Raw genomic sequence first — 24525 nt, 5'->3', positions numbered from 1 at the left:
GCGCGGCGCCAAGTCGGTCCTGCGCCTCGCCCGCTCGTCGCGCTAGGCAGACGCGCCCGCACCCTGCCGGTCGGCTTGGGTGCGGGCGCGTCCTTCTGTATGTGAGCGTCTGCTACGTCGCGCTATGCCCTTGCCTGGGCCCGTGCCTGGAACGCCGCGATGATCTTGTCGCCCATCTGCGAGGTGTTCAGGCGCTTGTCCTCAGGAGTGTCGTCGTCCGCAAGGTCGGCCGTGCGCCAGCCGGCGTTCAGCACGTCCTCCACCGCACCGGCGACGTCGTCCGCCGCGCCGTCCATCTGGAAGCTGTAGCGCAGCATCAGCTCGACGGAGAGAATCTGCGCGATGGGGTTCGCGATGCCCTTGCCCGCGATGTCGGGCGCGGAGCCGTGGCTCGGCTCGTACAGGGCGGTGCCCGTGCCGAGCGAGGCGGACGCGAGCATGCCGAGCGAGCCCGTCAGCATGGACGCCTCGTCCGAGAGGATGTCGCCAAACGTGTTCTCCGTCACGAGGACGTCGAACTGGGACGGGTTCGCGACCAGCTGCATGGCGCAGTTGTCCACGAGCATGTCCTCGCCCTCGACGTCCGGGTACTCCTCGTTCAGGCGGTGGTTCACCTCGCGCCACAGGCGGGAGGTCTCGAGCACGTTCGCCTTGTCCACGGAGGTCACGATGCCGTCGCGGCGGCCGGCCGCCTCGTACGCCCAGCGGATGACGCGCTCTATCTCGTACTCGGAGTACTCCATGGTGTCGACGGCCTTGTCGCCGGCCGCACCGGCGACGCCCGCGCCCTCGACGCCGTGCTCGCGGCGGTGCTCTCCAAAGTACAGGCCGCCCGTCAGCTCGCGCACGATGAGCAGGTCGACGCCGTCGAGCCTGTCCTCGCGCAGCGGCGACGCGTCACGCAGCGCCTCGTACACGCGAACGGGGCGCAGGTTGAGGAACAGGCCCAGGTTCTTGCGGATGGCAAGCAGGCCCTGCTCCGGACGGACGGCACCGGGGCGGGTGTCGTTCCACTTCGGGCCGCCGACGGCCGCAAGCAGCACCGCGTCCGCGGCCTGTGCCGCGGCGAGCGTCGCGGGCGGAAGCGCGCTCACGTCCTCGCCGGCCTCGCGGGTCGCATCGATCGCGGCGCCACCTATGAGCTGGTCCTCGCACGCAAACTCCACGTCGTAGGCGGTGCCGACCGCCTCGAGCAGCCGCTTCGCCTCCGCGATGATCTCCGGGCCGATCCCGTCACCCGGAAGCGTGCATATCCTGTACGTCTTCGACGCCATTACAACCTCCTTCGGCGCACCCGTGCGGCGCGCCGTCGATTACTTCCCGAGGGGCCAACCCACCCCGTCTACGCGTTCTTCTCGGCCATCTGGCGCTTCGTGCGCGCCACCAGGCCGCCCTCGTTGATGATTTCCTGGATGAACGGCGGGAACGGCTGCGCCTGGAACGTGGCGCCCGTGGTCTCGTCCCTCACGACACCGGTGTCCGCGTCCACGTACACCACGTCGCCGTCAGAGATCGCGTCCGCGGCCTCCGGGCACTCCATGATGGGCAGGCCGATGTTGATGGCGTTGCGATAGAAGATGCGCGCGAAGCTCTTCGCGATGACCACGCTCACGCTGGCCGCTTTGATGGCCACGGGCGCGTGCTCGCGAGAAGAGCCACAGCCAAAGTTCTCGTCCGCGACTATGATGTCGCCCTTCTTGACCCTGTTCACGAACGTTGGGTCGAGGTCCTCCAGGCAGTGCTTCGCAAGCTCCGCCGGATCGGAGGTGTTGAGGTAGCGGGCGGGGATGATCACGTCCGTGTCGACGTCGCGCCCGTAGCGAAATGCGGTTCCCTTGAACTTCATGATGCTATCTCCCTTAGGCTTGGTCGAGGTCGGACGGCAGCGCGATGTGCCCGGCGACGGCGGACGCGGCGCACACGGCGGGGCTTGCCAGGTACACCTCGGACGTGGGGTCGCCCATGCGGCCGACGAAGTTGCGGTTCGTCGAGCTCACGCAGCGCTCGCCCGCGGCGAGGATGCCCATGTAGCCGCCAAGGCACGGGCCGCACGTGGGGGTGGACACGACGCAGTGCGCGTCGATGAACACGTCCATGAGACCCTCATGCACGCACTGCAGCCAGACGCCCTGCGTCGCGGGAATCACGATGCAGCGCACGTTCGGGTCCACGGTGCGCCCGCGCAGGACGTCGGCGGCGGCGCGCATGTCCTCGATGCGGCCGTTGGTGCAGCTGCCAATGACGGCCTGGTCGATCTTGATGTCGCGGCTCTCCGCGACCGGGTGCGTGTTGCTGGGCAGGTGCGGCCAGGAGACCTGGGGAACAACGTCTGCGGCGTCGATCTTCACGACCTGCTTGTACGTGCAGTCGGGGTCAGAGTGGTACTCCTTGTACGGGCGCTCGCAGCGGCCATCCAGCCAGGCGCGCGCGACGTCGTCCACCTCAAAGAGACCCGCCTTGCCGCCGGCCTCGATCGCCATGTTCGCGATGGTGAGGCGACCCTCGACGGAGAGGTTACTGATGGTGGATCCGGCAAACTCCATGGCGCAGTACAGAGCGCCGTCCACTCCGATCTTTCCGATCACGTACAGGATGATGTCCTTCGCGGAGGCACCGGCTGGCAGCTCGCCGTCCACCTGGATGCGGATGGTCTCGGGCACCTTGAACCACGCGCGGCCGGTTGCCATGCCGACGCCGGCGTCCGTGGAGCCCACGCCCGTGCTGAACGCACCGATGCCACCGTACGTGCAGGTGTGGGAGTCCGCGCCGATGATGAGGTCGCCGGGTCCGACGATGCCCTTCTCGGGGAGAAGGGCGTGCTCTATGCCCATGCAGCCCTGCTCGAAGTAGTGGGTGATGCCCATCTCGTGGGCGAAGTCGCGAGTAACCTTCGTCTGCTCCGCGCTCTTGATGTCCTTGTTCGGGCTGTAGTGGTCGGGTACGAGGAAGATCTTCGTCGGGTCGAAGACGCCCGCGCCAATCTCGCGCACCGTCTTGATGGCGATCGGAGCCGTGATGTCGTTCGCGAGCACGCCGTCGAGGTCGCACTCGATAAGCTGGCCGGGGACGACCTCGTCGAGGCCTGCGTGGTCGGCGAGGATCTTCTCTGCCATCGTCATGGGACGTGCCATGGTTGCTCCTTCCTAGTTGAGCGTGTCGGGCGTCGCCAGAAGCGAGTCCACGAACTGCCGCGCGCCGCGGGCGGAGCGGCCGCCGCGCCTGGTGGCGAAGCGCTCCGCGGCGAGGTCGAGCTTGCCCTCGTCCATGGAGATGCCCCTGTCCGCGGCGAGCTTGTGGACGATGTCGAGGTAGACGCCCTTGTCGGGCTTGTAGAACGTAAGGTGGATGCCAAAGCGGTCGGATAGCGAGACGATCTCCTGGATCGTGTCGCGCTGGTGCACGTCGTCGCCGTCGCGGTCGCTGAAGCGCTCACGCACCAGGTGACGTCGGTTGCTCGTCGCATAGATCACGACGTTGTCGGACTTCGCGGACACGGAGCCCTCAAGAATCGCCTTAAGGGCCGCGAAGTTGTCGTCGTCCGCCGAGAACGACAGGTCGTCGATGAAGATCACGAACTTCAGCGGGTTCTGCGTGAGCTGGTCCAGGATCGCGGGGATGTCGCGCAGCTGCTCCTTGCGGACCTCCAGGATGCGCAGCCCCTCCGGCGCGAGCGCGTTCGCCACGGCCTTGACCGTGGAGCTCTTGCCCGTGCCGGCATCCCCCGTGAGCAGGATGTTAGCGGCGGGAAGCCCGCGCAGCAGCGCGCGGGTGTTCTCCAGGATGGCGTTGCGCTGGCGCTCGTAGTCCACGAGGTCCTCCAGGCACTGCGGGTCTGGGTAGCGCACGGGAACGATCTGGCCCCCGTCCACGCGAAACACGTGGTAGCGGGCGTACATGCCCCAGCCCGTGCGACCGATGCTCGCCGCCCTCTCCGCATAGGCCGCGGGAAGGTCGATCCTGGAGTTGGCAAAGCGCGGCAGCAGCGCACGAAGGTCCTTCTCGCCCACCGGGGCGAGAAGGTCGTCCGCCGTGAGGTTCGCCATCATGCCAAGCGTCTTGAGCTCGCTCGCGGCGGCGTCCTCGAGCTCAGGCGCGACGCCTCCGCCAGCGCCAAGGCGCCTGAGGTAGGCGTTCTCGTCGTCGAGGACCACGGTGCGCACGTGCGTGGCGAGGTCGGCGTCGCCCGCCTCGAGCAGCGCCGCCACGAGCCGTGCGTACGCGTCGGCGTACTCGTGCTCCAGACCCGGGCGCGCGGGGTCCTCCTCGAGCCGGTCGCCCAGCTCGATGCAGCGCGCGAGCGCGGCCATCACGTCATCCTCGAGCACGCCCCGGAAGACCGCAAGCGAGAGCAGGCCAAGGCGGAGCCTCCTGAACGTCGCCTCCGCGTCCCAAGCGGCCATGCTACTCCCCCGCCGAGAGGACGGCGCCGTTCGCACCGGAGCCCACGAGCGCGGCATAGCGCTTGAGGTAGCCGTGGAGCTCCTTCGACTTGGGCACGAACGCCGCCATGCGACGCTCGTACTCCGCGTCGTCGATCTTCAGCTCGATGCGGTTGTTCGGGATGTCGATGAGGATCGTGTCACCCTCCTCGACGATGCCGATCGGGCCGCCGCTTGCCGCCTCCGGGGAGACATGGCCCACGCAGGCGCCTCGCGTCGCGCCGGAGAAGCGGCCGTCCGTGATGAGCGCGACGGACTCGCCGAGGCCGCGTCCCATGATCGCGGAGGTGGGGTTCAGCATCTCGCGCATGCCGGGACCGCCCTTCGGGCCCTCGTAGCGGATGACCACGACGTCGCCCGCGACGATCTTGCCCTCGTCGATGGCCTGCTGCGCCGCCTCCTCACTCTCGAACACGCGGGCCGGGCCCTCATGGACGAGCATGTTCGGCGCGACGGCCGCACGCTTGACGACCGATCCGTCCGGCGCGAGGTTGCCGCGCAGCACCGCGATGCCGCCGGTGGCGGAGTACGGGTCGTCCACCGGACGAATGACGTCGTGGTCGAGCACGGGGTGGTTAGCGATGTTCTCGCCCACGGTCTTGCCAGTGACTGTCATGCAGTCGAGGTTGAGCAGGTCCTTCTTGGAGAGCTCGTTCATGACGGCGTAGATGCCACCCGCCTCGTTCAGGTCCTCCATGTACGTGCGACCTGCGGGTGCGAGGTGGCAGATGTTCGGCGTGCGGGCCGACATCTCGTTCGCGTTGTCGAGGTTGAGCTCGATGCCGCACTCGTGCGCGATGGCGGGCAGGTGGAGCATCGTGTTGGTGGAGCAGCCGAGCGCCATGTCGACGGTGAGTGCGTTCGCGAACGCCTCCCTCGTCATGATGTCGCGCGGGCGGATGTCGCGACGCAGCATCTCCATGACGGCCATGCCCGCGTGCTTCGCGAGCTCCAGACGCGCGGAGTACACGGCGGGGATGGTGCCGTTGCCGGAGAGACCCATGCCGATGACCTCCGTCAGGCAGTTCATGGAGTTCGCGGTGTACATGCCGGAGCACGAGCCGCACGTCGGACACACCTTGCGCGCGTAGTCCTCCAGGTCCTCCTCGCTCATCTTGCCGGCGGAGTAGCTGCCCTGCGCCTCGAACATGGACGAGAGGCTCGTCTTGCAGCCATGGACGTGACCGGCGAGCATGGGGCCACCAGACACGAACACGGTGGGCACGTTCACGCGAGCCGCGGCCATCAGCAGGCCAGGGACGTTCTTGTCGCAGTTCGGGACCATCACGAGCGCGTCGAAGCCGTGCGCGAGCGCCATGCACTCCGTGGAGTCCGCGATGAGGTCGCGCGTGACGAGGCTGTACTTCATGCCGGTGTGGCCCATGGCGATGCCATCGCACACGGCGATCGCGGGGAACACGACGGGCATGCCGCCGGCCATGGCGACGCCCATCTTGACGGCCTCGACGATCTTGTCGATGTTCATGTGGCCGGGGACGATCTCGTTCTGGGAGCTCACGATGCCCACGATGGGACGGTGCATCTCCTCCTCGGTCCAGCCAAGCGCGTGGAACAGCGAGCGATGTGCCGCGTTACGCGCGCCAAACTTTATCTCGTCGCTCGCAAAGTGCTTGCGATCCGGGGTTCCCTCCATTGGTTCCTCCTCGTTCTTCTCGCCCACCGAGGGCGCGTGTCATTTCTATTTGAACTAGTTCGCAAGCGAGAAGCCCGCGTCCTGCAGATGCTGACGGATCTCCTCTATCTGGTCGTTGTCACGGGTCTCCATGCCCACGCGCAGGATGCAGCTCGAGATGGGCAGGTCGGGGTCGGTCAGGTCGTAGTCGACGGAGACGACGTTCGCGCCGAGCTCCGCGATGATGTGGCTGACCTGCTCAAGCTGGCCCGGCTTGTCCGTGAGCTTCAGCGAGAGCGTGACCTTGCGGCCGCTCATGGCAAGGCCGCGGTTGATGACGCGGGACAGGATGTTCACGTCGATGTTGCCGCCGCTTATAACGCAGACGACGCGCTTGCCCTCGACGGGCAGGTGGCCGAACATGCAGGCCGCGACCGGCGTGGCCCCCGCGCCCTCCGCGACGAGCTTCTGGCGCTCCATGAGCGCAAGGATCGCGGCGGCGATCTCGTCGTCCGAGACGGTCACGATGTCGTCGACGTACTTCTCGACCATCTCGAAGTTCAGGGTGCCGGGAACCTTGACCTGGATGCCATCCGCGAACGTGACGGCGGAGTCGGAGGCGGCCCACTTGTCCTGGTGGAACGCATCCGCGAACGCGGAGGCACCCTCTGCCTGGACGCCGTAGACCTTGCACTGCGGGCGCAGGCTCTTGATGGCGAGCGCGACGCCGGAGATGAGTCCGCCGCCACCGACGGGAACGACGACGGCGTCCACGCCATCGAGCTGGTCAAGGATCTCGAGTCCGATGGTGCCCTGGCCCGCGATCACGTCCTCGTCGTCGTACGGGTGGATGAACGTGGCTCCCGTCTCCTCCTGCAGGCGGACGGCCTCGTCGTGGGCGTCGTCGTACGTGCCCTTGACCAGGCGCACCTCCGCGCCAAGCCTGCGCGTGTTCTCCACCTTCATGATGGGGGCGCCGTCCGGCATGCACACGACGCTCTTGACACCCAGGCGCGTCGCCGCAAGCGCGACGCCTTGCGCATGGTTGCCCGCGCTGCACGCGATGATGCCGCGGGACAGCTCGTCCTTGCTGAGGCGATTGATCTTGTAGTACGCACCGCGAATCTTGAACGAACCGGTGACCTGCAGGTTCTCCGTCTTCAGGTGCAGGTCCATCCCTTCGACCAGGTTGGGTGCCGCGATGAGGTCGGTCTTTCGCGCGACCCCGCGTAGCGCGTATGCGGCGTTGTACACCTTGTCCAGTGAGAGCATCCTGAGGTTCCTTTCTTGGGTTTGGGCTTGGGCTTTCCTGCGCGTCGCAGCCTGCTAGACCGCGAGGAAGTTCGTGATGTGCTGTCCGCCGGGGACCATGGGGCGCACCATCTCGTCGCGGTCGAGCACCACGTCGATCACGTAGCCGTGACCGCAGTCGAGCGCCTCGCGCAGCGCCGCCTCGAAGTCCGCGACGGTCGAGACGCGCCTGCCGTCCAGGCCGTAGGCGCGTGCCAGGTCCGGCCACGAGGGCGGCCTGTCAAGGTTCGTCTGGGAGTAGTGGCCGTTGTAGATGAGCGTCTGCCACTGATGCACCATGCCCAGGACCTCGTTGTCGTAGATGATGGTGATGATGGGCAGCTTGTAGTGCTCCTCGGTCGCGAGCTCGATGCAGTTCATGCGGAACGAGCCGTCGCCCGTGACGTGGATGACGCGCTTCGTGGGGTTGCCCACCTGCGCGCCGATGGCAGCGCCCAGACCGAAGCCCATGGTGCCGAAGCCGCCGGACGTGAGCAGCTGGCCCGGATAGTCGTAGTGGAAGTGCTGAATCGCCCACATCTGGTGCTGGCCGACATCCGTCGTGACGATGGTGTCCTGCGGGCACAGACGCGCGACTACGTCGTCCACCTGCTTCGGAGTGAGGTGGCCCTCCTCCTCGTCGTACACCGTCTCGGTGGGATACGAGAACACGAACTCCTTCCACTCGGAGTGGTCGAGCTGCCCCGCGGACTCGAGTCGCTTGAGCAGCAGCTGGAGCACCTGGCGCACGTCGCCCTGGATGCCCTTCTCGCAGTGGACGTTCTTGCCGATCTCGGACGGGTCGATGTCGATCTGGACGATCTTCGCCTTCGAGGCAAACGTGTCAGGCTTGAGGGCGATGCGATCCGAGAACCTGCAGCCAAGCGCCAGCAGCAGGTCGCAGTTGTCGACGGCCATGTTCGAGGCCTGGGAGCCATGCATGCCGATCATGCCCGTGGTCAGGGAATCGCGTCCCCTGAAGCCGCCACCGCCCATGACCGTGATGGCAACGGGCGCATCGATCTGGTTCGCAAAGCGGTTGAGTTCGCCGTTGGCCCTGCTGCGCACCACACCGCCGCCGCAGATGATCATCGGGCGCTTCGACTCCAGCACCATCTGAACGACCTCGTCTACGTCCGCCGCGTCGACCGCGGGTGGCTCAAGCGAGGCGCGAAGCTCGTCGGGCAGAAGACCGGGGGCAAGGTGCGAGAGGTGCTCGGAGAGGTGGACGGGCGCGTACGAGGTAAACGTCTGGGTGACGTCCTTCGTGATGTCCAGGAAAACGGGACCCGGCCTGCCGGAACGCGCCACCAAGAACGCCGCGCGCACGACGGAGGCGAGCTCGCTCACGTCGGACACCTGGTGCGTCCATTTCGTGATCGGCTTCATGACCGCGGTGCTGTCGACCTCCTGGAACGAGTTCTTGCCCAGAAGCTGGGAGGTGACGTTGCAGCTGATGGCAACCACAGGAGAGCTGTCCGCCATTGCGGTCGCGATGCCGGTCGTCAGGTTCGTGGCGCCAGGGCCGGACGTCGCAAAGCACACGCCAACGCGCCCCGTGGAGCGCGCGTAGCCGTCCGCGGCGTGAGCGGCGCCCTGCTCGTGGCTCACAAGATAGTGGTTGATGCCGCTCGTCTGGTACAGAGCGTCGTACACGTCCAGGATCGTGCCGCCAGGATACCCAAAGACGGTGTCCACTCCCTGCTCCTTGAGGCATTCCAGCAGAATCTGAGCCCCTGTCAGCTGCAGTTCCATCGGTCCCCTTCCCTTTTTGCCCTGTCGCGTCGCTTCCTCGAGCCTTGTCTGACGTCTAAAAAAAGAGTCCCCGCCCCTGGCGAAGACCCATATGCGTTGCAACCCCCTTTGTAAAAAGAGGCTGCAACTAAATAATAGCTAGGATTTCAGCGGAGAAGTTCATGCGTCCGCGAGCGTTAGATCTTGCCTCTGTCATCGGACATCCTCCTCCAAACGTCTGAATCGTTACGAACCGTGAGTCCCTATATTTGCACACCACGGCACGCTTCTCCAGAGATGCCGTGCGCTCGTAACAAAGTGGTTGCATTGCAATCAAGCAAGTAGCATTTCAGCAGGTTGATGCCTAAAAAGACGCGGCCCAGGACAGATGCCCAAGCCGTGTCCCCACGCTTTTCTCGCAGTCGATCCGACCGTCGGGAAATCCCTAGTTGTTCAGGAGCTTGTCCTCGTCGTTCCACGCATACAGTGCGCGAATCTTCTTGCCGGTCTCCTCCATCAGGGTCTCGGCCTGCTGGCGACGCATCGCCTTGAAGTGGACCTGGTGGCTCTCCTCGGACATGTCAAGCAGGAACTCCTTGGCGAACTCGCCGTTCTGGATGCGCTTCAGGTTGTAGCGCATGCCCTCCTTGGCGGCCTCGGTGATCACGTGCGGGCCGGCGGTGTAGTCGCCGTACTCAGCGGTGTTGGAGATGGAGGAGCGCATGCCGGCGAAGCCGCTCTCGTAGATGAGGTCGACGATCAGCTTCATCTCGTGGATGCACTCGAAGTAGGCGTTGCGAGGATCGTAGCCCGCCTCGACCAGCGTGTTGAAGCCAGCCTCCATCAGGTCGGTCACGCCGCCGCAGAGGACGTTCTGCTCGCCAAAGAGGTCAGTCTCGGTCTCGGTCCTGAAATCGGTCTCGAGAAGCGCAGCGCGGGCTCCGCCGATGGCGGCACCGTAGGCCAGGGCGAGGTCGAACGCGTCGCCGGTGGCGTCCTGGTGGGCGCAGACCAGGCACGGGGTGCCCTTGCCCTCGAGATAGGTGGAGCGGACGGTGTGACCGGGAGCCTTGGGAGCGACCATGATCACGTTGCAGTCCGGGCGGACGGTGATGCAGCCGTAGTGGATGTTGAAGCCGTGCGCGAAGGCGATGGTCTTGCCCGGTGCGAGGTTCGGCTCGATGTCCTCCTTGTACATCTTGGCCTGATACTCGTCGTTGATCAGGATCATGATGATGTCGGCCCACTTGGCGGCCTCGGCGTTGGAGACGACCTCGATGCCCTGCTTCTCGGCCTTCGCCTTGGACTTGGAACCGGGGCGCAGACCAACCTTCACGTCCACGCCGGAATCCTTCAGGTTCAGCGCGTGCGCGTGACCCTGAGAGCCGTAGCCAATGATTGCGACCTTCTTGCCGTCGAGCTTGCTGACGTCGCAGTCCTGCTCGTGGAACATCCTGAATGCCATCTGTTCTTTCCTTTCGCTTGATGGACGGTACGGAAACTCTATGTGACAGAGGCTCCCATGGGGAGTCTGGGTCTCCCTTTGTTAACACGCTTGCGATGTGTGGCACATTTCCTTCAAATCGCGCCTAGACGCTCGCCACGTCCCTCATCACGCTCGGGCCGCGCTCCAGGCTCACGACCCCCGTGCGACACACCTCGAGAATCTCGAAGTCGCGCATCAGGTCAATGAAGTTGTCGATGCGCCTGCTTCCCCCGGCAATCCTGAAGACGATGGAGTCGCGGGTGTAGTCCACGATCTTCGCCCTGAACGCATCCGCAGCGTCAAGCACCTGCGATCTCGTCTCGTTGCGGTTCGCCATCTTGATGAGCAGCAGCTCGCAGCTGATGGAGTCCTCCGGGTCGAACTCCTTCCACGAGATGACGTCGGGCAGCTTGGCAAGCTGTGCCACCAGTTGGCGCTTCGAGCGCTCCTCGCCCTCGTACTGCACCGTAATGCGGCTCAGCCGCTCCGTCTCGGTCTCGGAGACCGTCAGGCTCAGGATGTTGAACTGCCTGCGCCTGAACATGCTGGTAACGCGATTGAGGACGCCGTACTCGTTCCTGACCATGATGGCGATGTTGTACGTGGTCATCCGCCTACCTCCCCATCCTGGCGCGAACGTCGTCCATGTTCACGATCAGCTCGTCCATGGACGCCCCAATCCGCAAAACGGGCGTAACGAACTCGTCCTTGTCTATCGGCACCTCAATGAGCTTCGGCCCTGCCGTCGTCGGGTCGCCCTGGGCGAGAAGTGCCCGATCCAGGGCCTCGGAGAGCTCCTCGATCGTCTGGACCCTCGTCGCCTCGGCCCCCATCCCACGCGCAATGGCGCAGAAGTCGGCGCCGCCATGCCTCAAGGTGGTCATGGAATAGCGCTGCTCCTTGAAGAGCGACTGCATCTGACGGACCATGCCGAGCACACCGTTATTCAATAGCACGATGCACACGGGTATGTGGTTGTCCGCCGCTGTGATCATCTCCGCCATGTCCATGGCGAAGGACCCGTCGCCAGTCACCAGGATGGAGGGCCTACCAGTCGCAAGCGCAACCCCGTTCGCCGCCCCGAGGCCAAAGCCCATGGTGCCCAGACCGCCAGAGGTGATGAACGTCCTCGGCTTCGCGAAGCGCAGATACTGCGCCGCCCACATCTGGTGCTGACCAACGTCGGTCACGACCGCCATGTCCTCGGAACGCGCCGCATCTATGGCCTCCATCACGTTCTTTGGGGTCAGCCCTTCTCGGTAGTCCGCGTAGCCGCGCTCCTGTGCACGAAGCTCTCGCACGTGACGCACCCACTCCTCGTGGGTATTGGGCTCTATGAGCTCGGCCACGTCCTCCAGGAAGGCACGCACGTCGCTCTTGACCTCTACCTGGTCCTCCAGGCTCTTCGAGAACTCGGACGAGTCGACGTCCACGTGCACGACCTTGCCACTCGGAGCGAACTTCGTACGGTCGCCCGTAGACCTGTCGTTGAAGCGGGCCCCCAGAGCGATCAGGCAGTCGCACTCGTACATCGCCCTCGTACTGGCAAAGTGCCCGTGCATGCCCTCCATGCCCAGGAAGCCGGGTGCGTCCGTCGGGACACCCGAGACGCCCATGAGCGAGCACCCTATGGGAGCTCCGATCTTCTTTGCGAAGTCGACGATCTCTTGCGACGCGCCGCTCCAGACGGCTCCGCCGCCAAAGTACACGAACGGTCTGCGAGACCTGTTTATAGCTGTGGCAGCAGCCTCAAGCTCATCTCTGGACGCACGGGGAGGCTCTACGGCGGGAAGCGGCTCCGCATCCTGCCAGTCAATCATCGTGCGCTGGACGTCGGCGGGAATGTCCACGAGGACGGGTCCCCGCCTGCCGGAGTTCGCAAGCCGGAACGCCTCGCGCAGCACCTCCTGCAGGCGGCTCGCATCGCGCACGAAGTAGTTGTGCTTCGTGATAGGCAGCGTGACGCCCGTGATGTCGAGCTCCTGGAACGCGTCCGTCCCGATCATCTGGTTCGAGACATTGCCCGTGATGGCCACCAGCGGTACGGAGTCCAGGTACGCCGTGGCGATGCCCGTCACGAGGTTTGTTGCACCCGGACCAGAGGTTGCGATCACGACGCCCGTCTTTCCGGTCGCGCGAGCGTAGCCGTCCGCCGAATGACAGCCATGCTGCTCGTGCGTCGGCTCGATGACCCTGATCTTGTCCGTGGCGTCGTAGAGAGCGTCGAAGAGCTCGAGCACGGTCCCGCCCGGATAGCCAAACACGGTGTCGACGCCCTCGGAGACGAGGGTCTCGACAATGCCCTGTGCGCCAGAGATTCGCCTCATACTACTTTCCTTCGTTCGAGCGCTGCGTCTGAATCATGCGGTTGATTGCGTTAACGTATGCCTTCGCGGAAGATACGACGATGTCGTTGTCAGAGCCTCGCCCGGTGAATACTCGACCGTCTTCGGCCTGGATGCGTACGGTCACCTCCCCCAGCGCGTCGATGCCGCGCGTGACGGCCTTGACAGAGAACTCCTGCAGGTCACCGTGGACGCTGACAACCTGGTCGACCGCCTTGTATGCGGCATCCACGGGACCGGTGCCGGTCGCGCACACCACGTGCTTCTCGCCCGACTCGTCGCTGATGGTCGCCGTTGCCGTCGGGACCAGCGGGTCACCGCAGGAGACCTGGAGCGCATCGAGGGTGTAGATGGCGGATGCGTCACGCTGACGCTCCTGCACCATGGACTCGAGGTCCTCGTCGTACACTTCCTTCTTCTGGTCCGCAATCTCCAGGAAGCGCTGATAGATCTCGTCGAACTCGTCGTCCGGGAACGTGTAGCCCAGCTCCGCCAGACGGTGCTTCAATGCCGCGTGACCGCTGCGCGCGCTCAGGATGATTTCCGAACCGGCCGCGCCAACGTCCGCGGGGTCGAGAATCTCGTAGGTGTCGCGCGCCTTCAGCACGCCATCCTGATGGATCCCGGAGGAGTGCGCGAAGGCGTTGGAGCCGACGATGGCCTTGTTTGCCTGCACGTTCATGCCGGTGATGCGGCTTACGAGGTGGCTCGCCCTCGTGAGCTCCTGCGTGACGATGCCGGTGTGCGCGTCGAGCTCGTCGCCGTGCATCTTTATGGCCATGACGACCTCTTCGAGGGCGGTGTTGCCTGCGCGCTCGCCAAGACCGTTAATCGTGCACTCGATCTGCGTCGCACCGTTCTTCACGCCGGCGAGCGCCAGCGCCGTCGCCATGCCGAGGTCGTTGTGGGTGTGCACGCTGATGGTCACGTTCTCGATGCCGCGAACGTTGTCCGCGAGGCCCTTGATTCGCGCACCGAAGTCGTCAGGCAGCTGGTATCCCGTCGTGTCGGGAATGTTCACGACGGTGGCGCCGGCGTCTACGGCCGCCTGTATCACGCGCTCCAGGAACTTCTGGTCCGCGCGGCCCGCGTCCTCGGCGTAGAACTCGACATCGTCCACGTACTTCTTCGCATACTTGACGCAGTGAATCGCACGCTCGACGCACTCGTCCTCGCTAATGCGCAGCTTCTCGCGCAAATGCTGGGGAGAAACGCCCAGACCGGTGTGAATGCGGGGGCGCTTAGCGGTCTTCAGGGCTTCGGCAGCGCGGTCAATGTCCTTGTCCACCGCTCGCGTGAGTCCGACGACCACGGCATCGTCACCCGCCAGGCGCCCAATCTCCTGAACAGAGCGGAAGTCGCCGGGAGACGAAATGGGGAACCCGGCCTCGATTACGTCCACGTGCATCCTGAGCAGCTGTTGGGCAATAACGAGCTTCTCCTCGGTGTTCATCGATGCGCCAGGCGACTGCTCGCCGTCTCGCAATGTGGTGTCGAAGATGTTGATCTTGCGGGTCATGAAAGACTCCTCTCGGACGGTGTGGCACGTCAATAGATACGCAAACAACCATCCACCGGATAGAGCCGACGCCGCGCTATGTGAAAAAAGGGATGCGAGCGCCAAACCCACGTTCCGGCGGGTCAAACATTACGCGCTAGCAGCAACCTGTGTGCAGTCTAGCGCGCGCTCGCTAGTAGGAGCGAGGAAACGACACCAAGTACCACGCGGCTGGCCGCGAGGTCGGTGAAGTCCTTGTATGCGACGAAGTCGTTGGTCATCGCTTTCGCTCCTTAGACATTCGCATCCACACGGATGCGTTGATGGACAATATGCCACAGCGTAGGACGCAGGTCGAGAAAAACTCCCCCCGCTTCTCCAAGCGGAAACATTTGGCCGGAAAACGTCCCCACTGCAATGACCGAGCCTTGACTATCTTGCATTTATCTGCAGCAAATTCCCTGTTGCAAAGGGGTATACGGCATGGTATAGTTCAACTATAGAACGTTTGTTCGATTCATGGAGAGGAGCGCGCACATGGAGCAGGACGTCAGAAATCTGGTTCAGGAGCTCGAGGTCCGTTGGAAATCTCTCACCATCGCGAACGACTTCGTCTTCGGAAAGGTGATGCTTGATGAGGACCTCTGCAAGGAGGTGCTCGAGGCAATTCTCTCCACTGACATCGAGAAGATCGAGTACGTTGGACGTCAGGATGCCATCGACGTAACCGAAGACGGACACGGCGTACGCCTTGACGTCTACGTCCGTGACGCCAGGGGAACGGTCTACAGCGTCGAGATGCAGGCAACTGACACGCACGAGCTTCCGCAGCGCTCGCGCTACTATCACGCAATGCTTGCCCTTTCCCAGATTAGCCGGGGTGCCCCCTATCGCTCCCTCAGGGATTCCTACGTCATATTCATCTGCGGGTTCGATTTATTTGGGCTGGGACGCAGGGTATACTCTTTCCAAAGCCGTTGCGAGGACGACCCAGACCTCTGCCTAGACGACGGGGTGCACACCATCTTTCTCGCAGCCACTTCACCCACGGAACCGCAGGAGGGCCCACGGGTTAACGAGCTCCTTGACTACATTTCCTCTCGAAAGGTCACGGGAGAGCTCTCCTCAAGGCTCAACGAGGCCGTGGAGCACGTCCTCGACAACCGCAAATGGAGGCTTGAGTTCATGGTGCAGGCAATCAAGGATCAGCTCAATGTCGACAAGGGTCGCGAGCTCGGTCTCGCAGAGGGCCGCAAGCTTGGCCTTGAGGAAGGTCGCCAGCTGGGACTCGACGAGGGACACAAGCTGGGCTTGGACGAGGGTCGCAAGATCGGACTCGAAGAAGGCCAGACAGTCGGCGAGGAGCGGCTTGCGAAGCTTGTCGCACGTCTTAACGAGGATGGGCGACAAGACGATATCGTTCGCGCGGCTACAGATCCTACGTTTAGGGCAAACCTGTATAGCGAGTACTCCATCGGCTCGGAATAACGCGAAGTATCCATAGGCCGCCGTGTCGCATATGGGCACGCACGTAGCAACTAGCTGGGAGGCGGCATGCCGCCCCCCCAGCTTGCTAATCGATTGGCCTGAACTTCTCCGCCTTTACTGGCATACACACGAGTTCGAATTCGCCATCCGTCGCCACGATGGTCGCAATGCCTGCATTTGGCACGCGCATGGTAGTGCTGACCAACCTCCGGGAGAAACCGGACATCTTGGCAAACTCGAGCACCACATACCGCAGGTAGGCGCCATGTCCCACTACCAGGACGTCATCTCCGTCGGCACTCTCTTTGTACATCTTCTTGAATGCACGCTTCACACGTTCGCGCACCTCTTTCCCGCTCTCGCCACCCACGGACGAGAAGTCCTGGCGCAGGAAGCAGCGAGCAAATGCCCCCCTGTTGCCCTTATAGGGCTTACCGTCGATGTCACCAAAGTCGAACTCACGGAGATTCGCGTTCACCTTTGTCTCGACATCCCTCCCCGCAAGCAGCACCTCCGCCGTCTGATGCGTGCGATTTAGGGGTGAGACATAGCACCTCGCGAACTCTATTTGCGAAAGAGCTTCTGCACTTCTCTCGATCGTGGGGACGCTCTCGGGCACAAGGGGCGAATCGACCCTCCCGCCTTGGATTACCTTGTCGCGGTTGAACTCGGTCCTTCCGTGCCGAACATAGTAGAAGGTGACTTTTTTCATGCACGCACATCCTTATCGAAATCGTTAGGTCGGCAGTCGCTACTGAACACCATTCGCGACCGTCGAGGGATCCCCTCCCTGGTTGACCACCTGCATCATGGTCGCCGTGGCTTGCTCGTCCGCCACGACGTATGAAACGCCGCCAATCGTCTGCGGACTCGAGGGAATGGAGGCACTGTATATAGTTGGGCTACCAATTGCAAAGCGCGTAAGGAGCGGAATGATGTTGTAGCAGCGCATGGTTGTGGATAGGAGCCCACCCATGGCCTTCCCGACGGCAGGCAGCGACAGCGGATTCGACAAGGCCTTCTTCATTATCGCCGAGATGAGTATCCGCTGATCCTCCTGCCGCTGGTAGTCGCCGTTCGCAAACCCATGTCGAACGCGCGAGAAGAGCATTGCCGTATGCCCGTCCATCTCATGCGTGCCCGCAGAAAGCACGAGCCCCGTATACCCAGGGTCGTTCACGTCCACGGGCACGTCGACCGTAACGCCGCCGAGCGCGTTCACCAGCGTCTCGATGCCGTCGAAGTTGACAAGCGCCACATGGTTGACGCTCGCTCCCGTGAGGTTCTTCACCGCCTTCACGGCACCCGCTGCGCCACCAAACGCGTATGCCGCGTTGATCTTCTGTGTGCCATGGCCGTCTATCTGCACCATCGTGTCTCGTGGTATGGAAACCATGGTCACCTTGGCAGCCAGAGGGTCTATGCGGCACAGGATCATCGTGTCCGTCCTGCTTACCGTGTCGCCTTCCCGCGCGTCCGAGCCAAGGGCGAGCACGTAGTAGGGAGTGAGCGGGACGTGCATGGACAGCTCGCCCGAAAGGCTCGTCGCAACGTCGTCGGAAAACGCAATGCTTCTGTCTATGGGAACGCATATAAGGAGGTAGAGCCCAACCAGTATTGCCAGAATCACGAGAAGGACGTTCCGGGCGCGGTGCGGGCGCCTCTTGGGCCCCTCCTGATAGACCAGCTGCTCGGAGTAGCCATACTGCTGTGGATATCCCTGCTGGCCGTACGTCTGCTGCCGTGGGTAGTACGACTGCTGCGATGCCGCCTGACCCTGATCTTGGGAGCGACGTCCTTCTTCCCGGCCGATGCCGCGGAGGGCGTCTCCCAGGCGAGAGCGGCGACTCACCACGGCGCCGCCGTTCCTGGCTTCAGGCTGCCCTTGGCGTCGCCGCTGACGCGAGGTGTAACGGCGCGGGTCATCGTAGTCGTAGGCGTCCACGCCATCGTCGCGGCCTCCGTCCGGCCTGTACTGCGCCATCGCATCCCCCTATCGGTTGGGCATCGGCTCCTCGCCACGGGCGAAGAGCTCGATCATCTCGTTCGTAAGGCTTGACGTGTCCTCGTGCTCGCGCGGAAGGTCGCGCCTCGCCACCCACCGCGCGACGGAGAGCTCGACGTGGTCGGGGCGTGCCGTCGGGTCGCCGTCCACGTCCGCGAAGAACCCCATGAGCAGGGAGTCTGAAAACGACCACGGCTGGCTCTTGTAGTAGCGGATGTTGCGGACGCGCAGGCCCACCTCCTCCATGACCTCGCGCTCGATGGTCTGCTCCAGCGTCTCGCCCACCTCGCAGAAGCCCGACACGAGGGCATAGTTCTTGTAGCGCCCCTGGGCGAACTTAGTAAGCAGCAGGCTGTCGCCTCGCGTGATTCCCACGATGATGCAAGGATTGATGCGCGGGTACACGACGTTCCCGCACGAGGGGCACGCAAGCTCGCGGCTGGTGGCAACGTGCCCCAACTCGCAGCCGCAGCGGCCGCAGTAGCGGTTGTTGAGGTACCACCTCGAGAGCTGCAGCCCGGTGACAGCAGCAAACGCGAGCCATCGAGGCTGGTAGAAGCGCATGGTCTGCACGGAAGCGAACACGAAGCCGCGCGGCATGCCCACACTGCCCGTCTGAAGCGCCGCCTCGTCCACCAGGAAGAAGTCGTTCCCGTCGACGCGGAAGAGGTAGCGCGGCGCCAGCGCGTCCACCCCGCAGGCTTCCGGGCCAAGGACCGCCTGCCAGTCGCGGATGCGCGGCAGCACGAGGTTGCCGTCCTTCTCGGCCAGAAGGACGTTGTCGCCCTGGTATGCGAGGGCATACGCCTCAGGCGTCGGCTCCTTCGGAGCGTACGCGTTGTCGAAGCCATGGTCGCCAATGTCCTGAATCACGTTATGGGTCCCTCCCCGGGCGCGTCGACCGCCCGGCGGGCGGCACAGGTGAGAAGAGCATATACCCTGGCCGCCGCCCACGCGGCAAATACGCCTTCCGCCCACAAGGAACGCGTGACACCGGGCGGGGCGCCTACGAGAGAAGGGCCCCGGCCGAAGCCGGAGCCCTTCTGGCCTTGCGGCCTAGGAAGCAGATGGACGCGCGGTGCGACGGGCCCGCGATCCAAGGAGAAAGCTAGGTGCGACTACTCGTCGTTGTCGCCGCCGGTGGAGGACATGGCGGCAGCGGAGTTGTCCTGGCCCACGACGTCACGCCAGCTCCACTCGGTAAAGCGCGGGTGGTCGTAGCCGTTGTCCACGGCGAACTGGAAGGCCTCCTCGCGGAAGTCGCGGTACTCCTTGATCTTCTCGGCGTACTTGTCCGCGTCGAGGATCTCGAGGGCGTGGGCGGCAAGGGCGAAGCGGTCCATCTCGTTCAGGCGCAGCATGTCGAACGGGGTGGTGGTGGAACCCTCCTCCATGTAGCCGTGCACGTGGAACTTGTCGTGGTTCGGGCGGCCGTGGATGAGGCCGTAGATGGTGTGCGCGTAGGCGTGGAACGCGAAGAGCACGGGCACGTTCTCGCCGAAGAGCTTGGTGAACTCCTCGTCGGTGAGGGAGGCGTCGTTCTCATCGTGGTCCTGGATGGCCAGGAGCTTGACGACGTTCACGAAGCGCACCTTGATGCCAAGGTCCTGCAGGGCGTCGGACGTCGCGAGCATCTCGAGCGTGGGGACGTCGCCGCAGCAGGCCAGAACGATGTCCGGCTGCTCGCCGTCCTTGACGTTGCCGGCCCAATCCCAGGTCGCAGCGCCCTTCTTGAGCTCGAGCTGAGCCTCGTCGATGCTCTGGAACGTGGGCGCGGGCTGCTTGCCGGCGAAGATCGCGTTGATCTTGTTGGTGGACTTGTAGGCCTCCTCGCCCACGCACAGCAGCATGTTCGCGTCTGCCGGGTAGTAGATCTGGACGACGTGGTCGTTATGGAAGTTCTTGTTGAGCAGCAGGTCGACGAAGCCGGGGTCCTGGTGGCTGAAGCCGTTATGGTCCTGGCGCCAGACGTGGCTGGACAGCAGGATGTTGAGGCTCGCGATGGGCTTACGCCAGGGGATGTGGCGCACGGTGGCCTCGAGCCACTTCGCGTGCTGGTTGATCATGGAGTCGACCACGTGGATGAACGACTCGTACGAGCTCCAGACGCCATGGCGGCCGGTGAGCAGGAATCCCTCGAGCAGGCCCTCGCACTGGTGCTCGGACAGCTGCTCGATCACGCCGCCCGTGCTGCTGAGGTAGGAGTCGTTCTCGGGGTCGGCGTTGAAGCCGGCGTCCCACTGCTTGTCCGTGAGCTTGTACGCGGCCTGCAGGCGGTTGGACGCGGTCTCGTCCGGGCCGAAGACGCGGAACTTCGTGAGGTTCAGCTTAAGCACGTCGGCCGTGTAGTTGCCGAACACGCGAGACGCCTCGGTCGTGCCGTAGCCGTGGCCCTTCTCGGCAACCGGAATCTCGTAGTCGTGGATGTCGGGGAGCTCGAGGTCCTCGCGGATCAGGCCGCCGTTGGCGTTGGGGTTGGCGCCCAGGCGCAGCTCGCCCTGGGGCATGAACTCCGTGACCTCGGGCTTGAGGGAGCCGTCCTCGTTCCAGAGCTCGGCCGGCTTGTAGGAGCGCAGCCAGCCGCGCAGCACGCGGAAGTGCTCGTGGGTGTCCTTGGCGGAGGTCAGGGGCACCTGGTGCGCACGCCAGCTGCCCTCGGTCTTCTTGCCGTCGATGTACTTGGGGCAGGTCCAGCCCTTCGGGGTCCTGAAGATGATCATGGGGTACGCGGGACGGGCGGTCTCACCGGCGAGCGCTCGCCACTTGATGTCGCAGATCTCGTTGAAGACCTGCTCAAGCAGGGCGGCGAAGCGACGGTGGATCGAGATGTGGGACTCGTCGTCGAAGCCGGCCTCGAACGTGTAGGGGTGGTAGCCCATGCCGCGGAAGAACTCGTTGCGCTCCTCGTCGGAGATGCGGGCAAGGATCGTGGGGTTGGCGATCTTGTAGCCGTTGAGGTGCAGGACCGGCAGGACGATGCCGTCCGTGAGCGGATTCACGAGCTTGTTGGTCTGCCAGGACGTGGCGAGCGGGCCGGTCTCGGCCTCGCCGTCGCCCACGACGGCGAACGCGAGCAGGCTGGGGTTGTTGAGCACGGCGCCGTACGCGTGGGACAGCGTGTAGCCAAGCTCGCCGCCCTCGTGGATGGAGCCGGGGGTCTCGGGCGCGAAGTGGCTGGGGATGCCGCCGGGGTAGCTGAACTGGCGGAAGAACTTCTGGAGGCCGGCCTCGTCGTCGGTGATGTCCGGACGGATCTCGCGGTAGGTGCCGTCAAGCAGGGACTGCGAGGTGCCGGCGGGTCCGCCGTGGCCCGGCCCCATGAAGAACACGACGCTCTGGTCGTGGTCGTGGATGAGGCGGTTGACGTGGCCCATCAGGAAGTTGATGCCCGGCGTCGTGCCCCAGTGGCCAACGAGGCGGTGCTTCACGTCCGCGCGGCCAAAATCGCGGGTCTCACCGGTCTTCTCGTCCACCCAGTCAGAGCGCATGAGGGGGTTGCTGCGCAGGTAGATCTGGCCGACGGACATGTAGTTGGCGGCGCGCCAGTACTTGTCGACCCACGCGAGCTCCTCCTCGGACACGGGGGCGTCGAGCTTCTTCCAGGGGGTTCCAAGGTCCATGTGGACTTCCTTTCGGTCTGTCACGTTCTTCTCGCCCTCTTGCGGGCGTATCTTGCGTTTGCCTTGCAGGCGGCTCCGCGCCGCATTGCGGCCGGCGCCACGGTGCGGGCCCTACAGTGCGCCCTTCTCCTTGAGGAAGCCCTCGAGGCCGGCCTTGATCTCTGCGGCGTCGACGATGTTGCGGACGCTCACAACGTAGGGAAGGTCCTTCTTGCCCTCGTCCTCGAGGATGAGGCCGAGGTCGGACATGGTGATGATGAGGTCGCCGTCGAAGCCGGCGATCTGGTCGACGGAGCCGTGCGTGGTCTCGATGGGCCACCCCTCGTCCGCGACGACCTGCTTGACCCTGGTCTCGAGGATCGCGCTCGAGCCGACTCCGGCACGGCAGCACACGAGTGCCTTGTAGGTTGCCATTGCCTTCTCCCTTCCGGCGCGGCAGTCCGCGCCGCCCTCGGGATGCCTGAAGTGCCGGTTCGCGCGCCAAAGACGCATGCGCGCGGTGGCCTGCCCGCCTGGCATCCCGTCTGCCTGACGTGCTTCACAGCTGCAATGTGACACACGCAAGAAACAAAGTCAATCCAAACTCATACTTTTTGTCGTTTACTCTTGAAATTTCGATACTGCGCACAGGGGCAACTCTGTTGGCATCACAATCAAGCGCTCGCGAGAAGAGCTTTCATACCATGCTTTAACTGGTGATTTATCAACATGATTCACTTTTATGAACGTTGTGAGCGCCTAGTTGAACACAATGGACCTATAAGTCGACAAATGTATAATTTTAACTTCTAATGCATCACGAAATACGTTGTGCGAGAAAAGCCAAGCATCCAAACGTTCAATTTGTTCCTAAAATGGCATCAATACAAATGCAAGGCACGCACAAACGCGAAGCGGTGCGGTGCGGTGCCGGCGGAATGCGAGGAGAAGGGCTCACATGAGGCGCAGTGAGACGTTCGTCACCAGAAGGCGCGAAGCCATCATGAGGCTCCTGGAGGGTCGCGAGAGCGCCGGCGTGGGCGAGCTCGCGGAGCACTTCGACGTGTCGCCGCTCACGATCCGCCGCGACCTGGACTACCTGGAGGGACGCGGCATGGTGACCCGCCAGTACGGCCGCGTCACCATAGCGGACGCGCTGGGACGCCCCTCGGGCTCGCGTCGCGTGCTCGCGAAGAAGGCCATCGCCGCGGAGGCCGCCCGCCACGTGGAGGACGGCGACGCGATCTTCGTGAACGCAAGCTCGACCGCGCTCGAGATGATAGAGCAGATAGAGGCGGACGACGTGTCCGTCATCACCAACAACAGCAAGGTCATGCTCCTGAAGGGGCCGCTGCGCCAGACCATACTGCTCACGGGCGGCACCGCCGTGCCGCCGCGCGCCTCGCTCACCGGCGAGCTCGCCATGGACGTGATCCGCCGCTACCAGGCCGCGAAGTGCTTCATAGGCTGCAGCGGCATCAGCGCGGAGCACGGACTCACGTCGAACACCGTGCCGGAGACCGCGGTTGACTCGCTCATGCTGAAGCAGTCGCGCGAGCACTTCCTGCTGCTAGACTCGTTCAAGATCGGCAAGAGCTACACCTACCCCATCGCGCCGGCGCACATGGCGGACACGGTCATAACGGACGACGGCGCCACGGACGAGCAGGTGGACCACCTGTACATGGCGGGCGTGAAGGATGTAATCGTAGTCGCGACCTCGATTCCCGAGGGAGCCTAGCCACTCGTCCACTCACCAAGAGGGGGCGCGCCCTTCTCGCCTACCATGGTTCTTGCCAGCAGGAAGGCCGTTGCGCCGCGGCGCGACGGCCCGGCGCAACCGCCAGAGGAGGAGCCATGAGCCTGGAGTCATACGCGTTTGGAAGCATGCCGGACGGGCGAGAAGTGCACCTGCACACGCTGAGGAACTCCCGTGGGATGAAGGTCTCCGTGACCGACCTCGGGGCGTGCCTGGTGAGCGTGCGCGTGCCGGACGGCCGCGGCGGCAGGCCGGACGTCTGCCTTGGCTTCGACGGGGCGACCGGCTACCTGGGCAACACGTTCTGCATGGGCGCCATCGTGGGCAGGAACGCCAACCGCATCGCGGGGGCGCGCTTCGACCTCATGGGCACCACACACCACCTGGCCGCGAACATGGGGCCGGACAACATCCACTCCGGACCGCACTTCTACTTCGAGCGCCTGTGGACGCTTGCGAGGGCGCGCGAGGACTCCATCACGCTCAACCTGCGCAGCCGCCGCGGCGATCAGGGGTTCCCCGGCGCCGTGGACGTGAACGTGACGTACACGCTCACGGACGAGAACGAGCTGCGGATAGACTACGATGCCATGCCTGACGACGCCACCGTCATCAATCTCACGTGCCACGCCATGTGGAACCTGAACGGGCACGCGGCCGGAAGCGTGCTCGGCCACACGCTGCAGCTGGAGGCGGACGCGTACACGCCCGTGGACGAGCGCATGCTCCCCACCGGAGAGATAGCCCCCGTGGACGGCACGCCGTACGACCTGCGCACGCCGACGACCCTCGCGGATGGCGCGAAGGAGCTGGGCGGGTATGACATAAACTACGTGCTTCACAACGACGAGCACCTGGAGCGCGCGTGCACGCTCACCGGCGACCGCACGGGAATCTCCATGGACGTGTACACGGACTCGCCGGGGCTGCAGCTCTACACCGCGCCGACGCTGGACCAGGACGGAAAGGACGGCGTCCACTACGGGCCGTCCGCCGGCGTCGCGCTCGAGACGCAGTTCTACCCCGACTTCGTGCACCACAAGAACTTTCCGCAGGGCGTGTACGCCGCCGGGCACGCGTTCCGCTTCACCACGGCGTTCGCCTTCCGCGCGGGAGCATAGGGCAAAAGCCGGATGCCGGCACGCACCGGACACGAAGCATTGGTAAACATTCTGCAGCGCGCCGTCCGCACGCATGGCCGGCGCGCTAAGCTTGCATAATGAAAGCAGCACACGACGGTGCCGCACCC

19 protein-coding genes are annotated in these 24525 nt (G+C 64.3%); 3 read left to right on the top strand and 16 right to left on the bottom strand.

Annotated elements, in window-relative coordinates:
* Positions 1 to 122 precede the first annotated feature (122 nt).
* From leuB to HF885_RS00710, 11 genes are all read right to left on the bottom strand, one after another.
* Positions 123 to 1274: a 3-isopropylmalate dehydrogenase gene (gene leuB / locus HF885_RS00760; protein WP_170103074.1), complete on the bottom strand. Its 1152-nt coding sequence runs from the start codon at positions 1272 to 1274 to the stop codon at positions 123 to 125.
* A gap of 68 nt (positions 1275 to 1342) precedes the next feature.
* Positions 1343 to 1846: a 3-isopropylmalate dehydratase small subunit gene (gene leuD, locus HF885_RS00755; RefSeq protein WP_170103073.1), complete on the bottom strand. Its 504-nt coding sequence runs from the start codon at positions 1844 to 1846 to the stop codon at positions 1343 to 1345.
* A gap of 13 nt (positions 1847 to 1859) precedes the next feature.
* A complete protein-coding gene (leuC, locus tag HF885_RS00750; protein ID WP_170103072.1) occupies positions 1860 to 3131 on the bottom strand; it encodes a 3-isopropylmalate dehydratase large subunit in 1272 nt (423 codons plus the stop codon).
* A 12-nt stretch (positions 3132 to 3143) separates the two neighbouring features.
* On the bottom strand, positions 3144 to 4400 hold the full coding sequence (locus HF885_RS00745) for an ATP-binding protein (protein ID WP_170103071.1): 1257 nt from the start codon (positions 4398 to 4400) through the stop codon (positions 3144 to 3146).
* A gap of 1 nt (position 4401) precedes the next feature.
* Positions 4402 to 6093 carry a dihydroxy-acid dehydratase gene (gene ilvD / locus HF885_RS00740; RefSeq protein WP_170103070.1) on the bottom strand — a complete coding sequence of 564 codons (1692 nt, stop codon included), beginning with the start codon at positions 6091 to 6093 and terminating at the stop codon, positions 4402 to 4404.
* Positions 6094 to 6147: 54 nt separating this feature from the next.
* Complete coding sequence (gene ilvA, locus HF885_RS00735) at positions 6148 to 7344, bottom strand: threonine ammonia-lyase (protein WP_170103069.1); 1197 nt, start codon at positions 7342 to 7344, stop codon at positions 6148 to 6150.
* A gap of 54 nt (positions 7345 to 7398) precedes the next feature.
* The gene (ilvB, locus tag HF885_RS00730) at positions 7399 to 9117 is read right to left on the bottom strand and encodes a biosynthetic-type acetolactate synthase large subunit (protein WP_206109708.1); all 1719 of its coding nucleotides are present in this window, start codon (positions 9115 to 9117) and stop codon (positions 7399 to 7401) included.
* 424 nt (positions 9118 to 9541) lie between these two features.
* Positions 9542 to 10561 (bottom strand): ketol-acid reductoisomerase, encoded by a 1020-nt coding sequence (gene ilvC / locus HF885_RS00725; protein ID WP_170103068.1) that lies wholly within the window; start codon positions 10559 to 10561, stop codon positions 9542 to 9544.
* Between the two features lie 124 nt (positions 10562 to 10685).
* Entirely contained in the window at positions 10686 to 11192 is a 507-nt protein-coding gene (ilvN, locus tag HF885_RS00720) for an acetolactate synthase small subunit (protein ID WP_090845130.1), read from the bottom strand.
* A gap of 4 nt (positions 11193 to 11196) precedes the next feature.
* Positions 11197 to 12909: a biosynthetic-type acetolactate synthase large subunit gene (gene ilvB / locus HF885_RS00715; RefSeq protein ID WP_170103067.1), complete on the bottom strand. Its 1713-nt coding sequence runs from the start codon at positions 12907 to 12909 to the stop codon at positions 11197 to 11199.
* A gap of 1 nt (position 12910) precedes the next feature.
* Positions 12911 to 14446 carry a 2-isopropylmalate synthase gene (locus tag HF885_RS00710; RefSeq protein WP_170103066.1) on the bottom strand — a complete coding sequence of 512 codons (1536 nt, stop codon included), beginning with the start codon at positions 14444 to 14446 and terminating at the stop codon, positions 12911 to 12913.
* A gap of 516 nt (positions 14447 to 14962) precedes the next feature.
* Here HF885_RS00710 and HF885_RS00705 point away from each other — a divergent pair.
* Positions 14963 to 15913 carry an Rpn family recombination-promoting nuclease/putative transposase gene (locus HF885_RS00705; RefSeq protein WP_170103065.1) on the top strand — a complete coding sequence of 317 codons (951 nt, stop codon included), beginning with the start codon at positions 14963 to 14965 and terminating at the stop codon, positions 15911 to 15913.
* Between the two features lie 85 nt (positions 15914 to 15998).
* Here the strand turns inward: HF885_RS00705 and HF885_RS00700 are convergent, their stop codons facing one another.
* The 5 genes from HF885_RS00700 to HF885_RS00680 form a co-directional block, all read right to left on the bottom strand.
* A complete protein-coding gene (locus HF885_RS00700; RefSeq protein ID WP_170103064.1) occupies positions 15999 to 16625 on the bottom strand; it encodes a histidine phosphatase family protein in 627 nt (208 codons plus the stop codon).
* 39 nt (positions 16626 to 16664) lie between these two features.
* Entirely contained in the window at positions 16665 to 17897 is a 1233-nt protein-coding gene (locus HF885_RS00695) for an LCP family protein (RefSeq protein ID WP_170103063.1), read from the bottom strand.
* 9 nt (positions 17898 to 17906) lie between these two features.
* Positions 17907 to 18791, bottom strand: coding sequence for an NAD(+) diphosphatase (gene nudC / locus HF885_RS00690; RefSeq protein ID WP_170103062.1), 885 nt, complete (start codon positions 18789 to 18791; stop codon positions 17907 to 17909).
* Between the two features lie 245 nt (positions 18792 to 19036).
* Entirely contained in the window at positions 19037 to 21538 is a 2502-nt protein-coding gene (locus HF885_RS00685; protein ID WP_170103061.1) for a phosphoketolase, read from the bottom strand.
* 111 nt (positions 21539 to 21649) lie between these two features.
* Positions 21650 to 21952: a PTS sugar transporter subunit IIB gene (locus HF885_RS00680; RefSeq protein ID WP_170103060.1), complete on the bottom strand. Its 303-nt coding sequence runs from the start codon at positions 21950 to 21952 to the stop codon at positions 21650 to 21652.
* Positions 21953 to 22475: 523 nt separating this feature from the next.
* On the opposite strand from HF885_RS00680, the gene HF885_RS00675 reads away from it, so the two are divergent.
* Complete coding sequence (locus tag HF885_RS00675; protein WP_170103059.1) at positions 22476 to 23258, top strand: DeoR/GlpR family DNA-binding transcription regulator; 783 nt, start codon at positions 22476 to 22478, stop codon at positions 23256 to 23258.
* Positions 23259 to 23374: 116 nt separating this feature from the next.
* Positions 23375 to 24397 carry an aldose epimerase family protein gene (locus HF885_RS00670; protein WP_170103058.1) on the top strand — a complete coding sequence of 341 codons (1023 nt, stop codon included), beginning with the start codon at positions 23375 to 23377 and terminating at the stop codon, positions 24395 to 24397.
* Positions 24398 to 24525: the final 128 nt, after the last annotated feature.

The sequence above is a fragment of the Parafannyhessea umbonata genome (assembly GCF_012844235.1).
Lineage (GTDB): Bacteria > Actinomycetota > Coriobacteriia > Coriobacteriales > Atopobiaceae > Parafannyhessea.
This window is presented reverse-complemented; position numbering and strand designations above follow the sequence as displayed.

Coding starts and splice junctions, on each gene's coding strand:
- HF885_RS00745 (WP_170103071.1), bottom strand. CDS start 4,400: ATGGCCGCTTGGGACGCGGAGGCGACGTTCAGGAGGCTCCGCCTTGGC.
- leuB (WP_170103074.1), bottom strand. CDS start 1,274: ATGGCGTCGAAGACGTACAGGATATGCACGCTTCCGGGTGACGGGATC.
- leuC (WP_170103072.1), bottom strand. CDS start 3,131: ATGGCACGTCCCATGACGATGGCAGAGAAGATCCTCGCCGACCACGCA.
- HF885_RS00705 (WP_170103065.1), top strand. CDS start 14,963: ATGGAGCAGGACGTCAGAAATCTGGTTCAGGAGCTCGAGGTCCGTTGG.
- leuD (WP_170103073.1), bottom strand. CDS start 1,846: ATGAAGTTCAAGGGAACCGCATTTCGCTACGGGCGCGACGTCGACACG.
- HF885_RS00695 (WP_170103063.1), bottom strand. CDS start 17,897: ATGGCGCAGTACAGGCCGGACGGAGGCCGCGACGATGGCGTGGACGCC.
- ilvC (WP_170103068.1), bottom strand. CDS start 10,561: ATGGCATTCAGGATGTTCCACGAGCAGGACTGCGACGTCAGCAAGCTC.
- HF885_RS00680 (WP_170103060.1), bottom strand. CDS start 21,952: ATGGCAACCTACAAGGCACTCGTGTGCTGCCGTGCCGGAGTCGGCTCG.
- ilvB (WP_170103067.1), bottom strand. CDS start 12,909: ATGAGGCGAATCTCTGGCGCACAGGGCATTGTCGAGACCCTCGTCTCC.
- ilvA (WP_170103069.1), bottom strand. CDS start 7,344: ATGCTCTCACTGGACAAGGTGTACAACGCCGCATACGCGCTACGCGGG.
- ilvB (WP_206109708.1), bottom strand. CDS start 9,117: ATGGAACTGCAGCTGACAGGGGCTCAGATTCTGCTGGAATGCCTCAAG.
- ilvD (WP_170103070.1), bottom strand. CDS start 6,093: ATGGAGGGAACCCCGGATCGCAAGCACTTTGCGAGCGACGAGATAAAG.
- ilvN (WP_090845130.1), bottom strand. CDS start 11,192: ATGACCACGTACAACATCGCCATCATGGTCAGGAACGAGTACGGCGTC.
- HF885_RS00670 (WP_170103058.1), top strand. CDS start 23,375: ATGAGCCTGGAGTCATACGCGTTTGGAAGCATGCCGGACGGGCGAGAA.
- HF885_RS00700 (WP_170103064.1), bottom strand. CDS start 16,625: ATGAAAAAAGTCACCTTCTACTATGTTCGGCACGGAAGGACCGAGTTC.
- HF885_RS00685 (WP_170103061.1), bottom strand. CDS start 21,538: ATGGACCTTGGAACCCCCTGGAAGAAGCTCGACGCCCCCGTGTCCGAG.
- HF885_RS00710 (WP_170103066.1), bottom strand. CDS start 14,446: ATGACCCGCAAGATCAACATCTTCGACACCACATTGCGAGACGGCGAG.
- HF885_RS00675 (WP_170103059.1), top strand. CDS start 22,476: ATGAGGCGCAGTGAGACGTTCGTCACCAGAAGGCGCGAAGCCATCATG.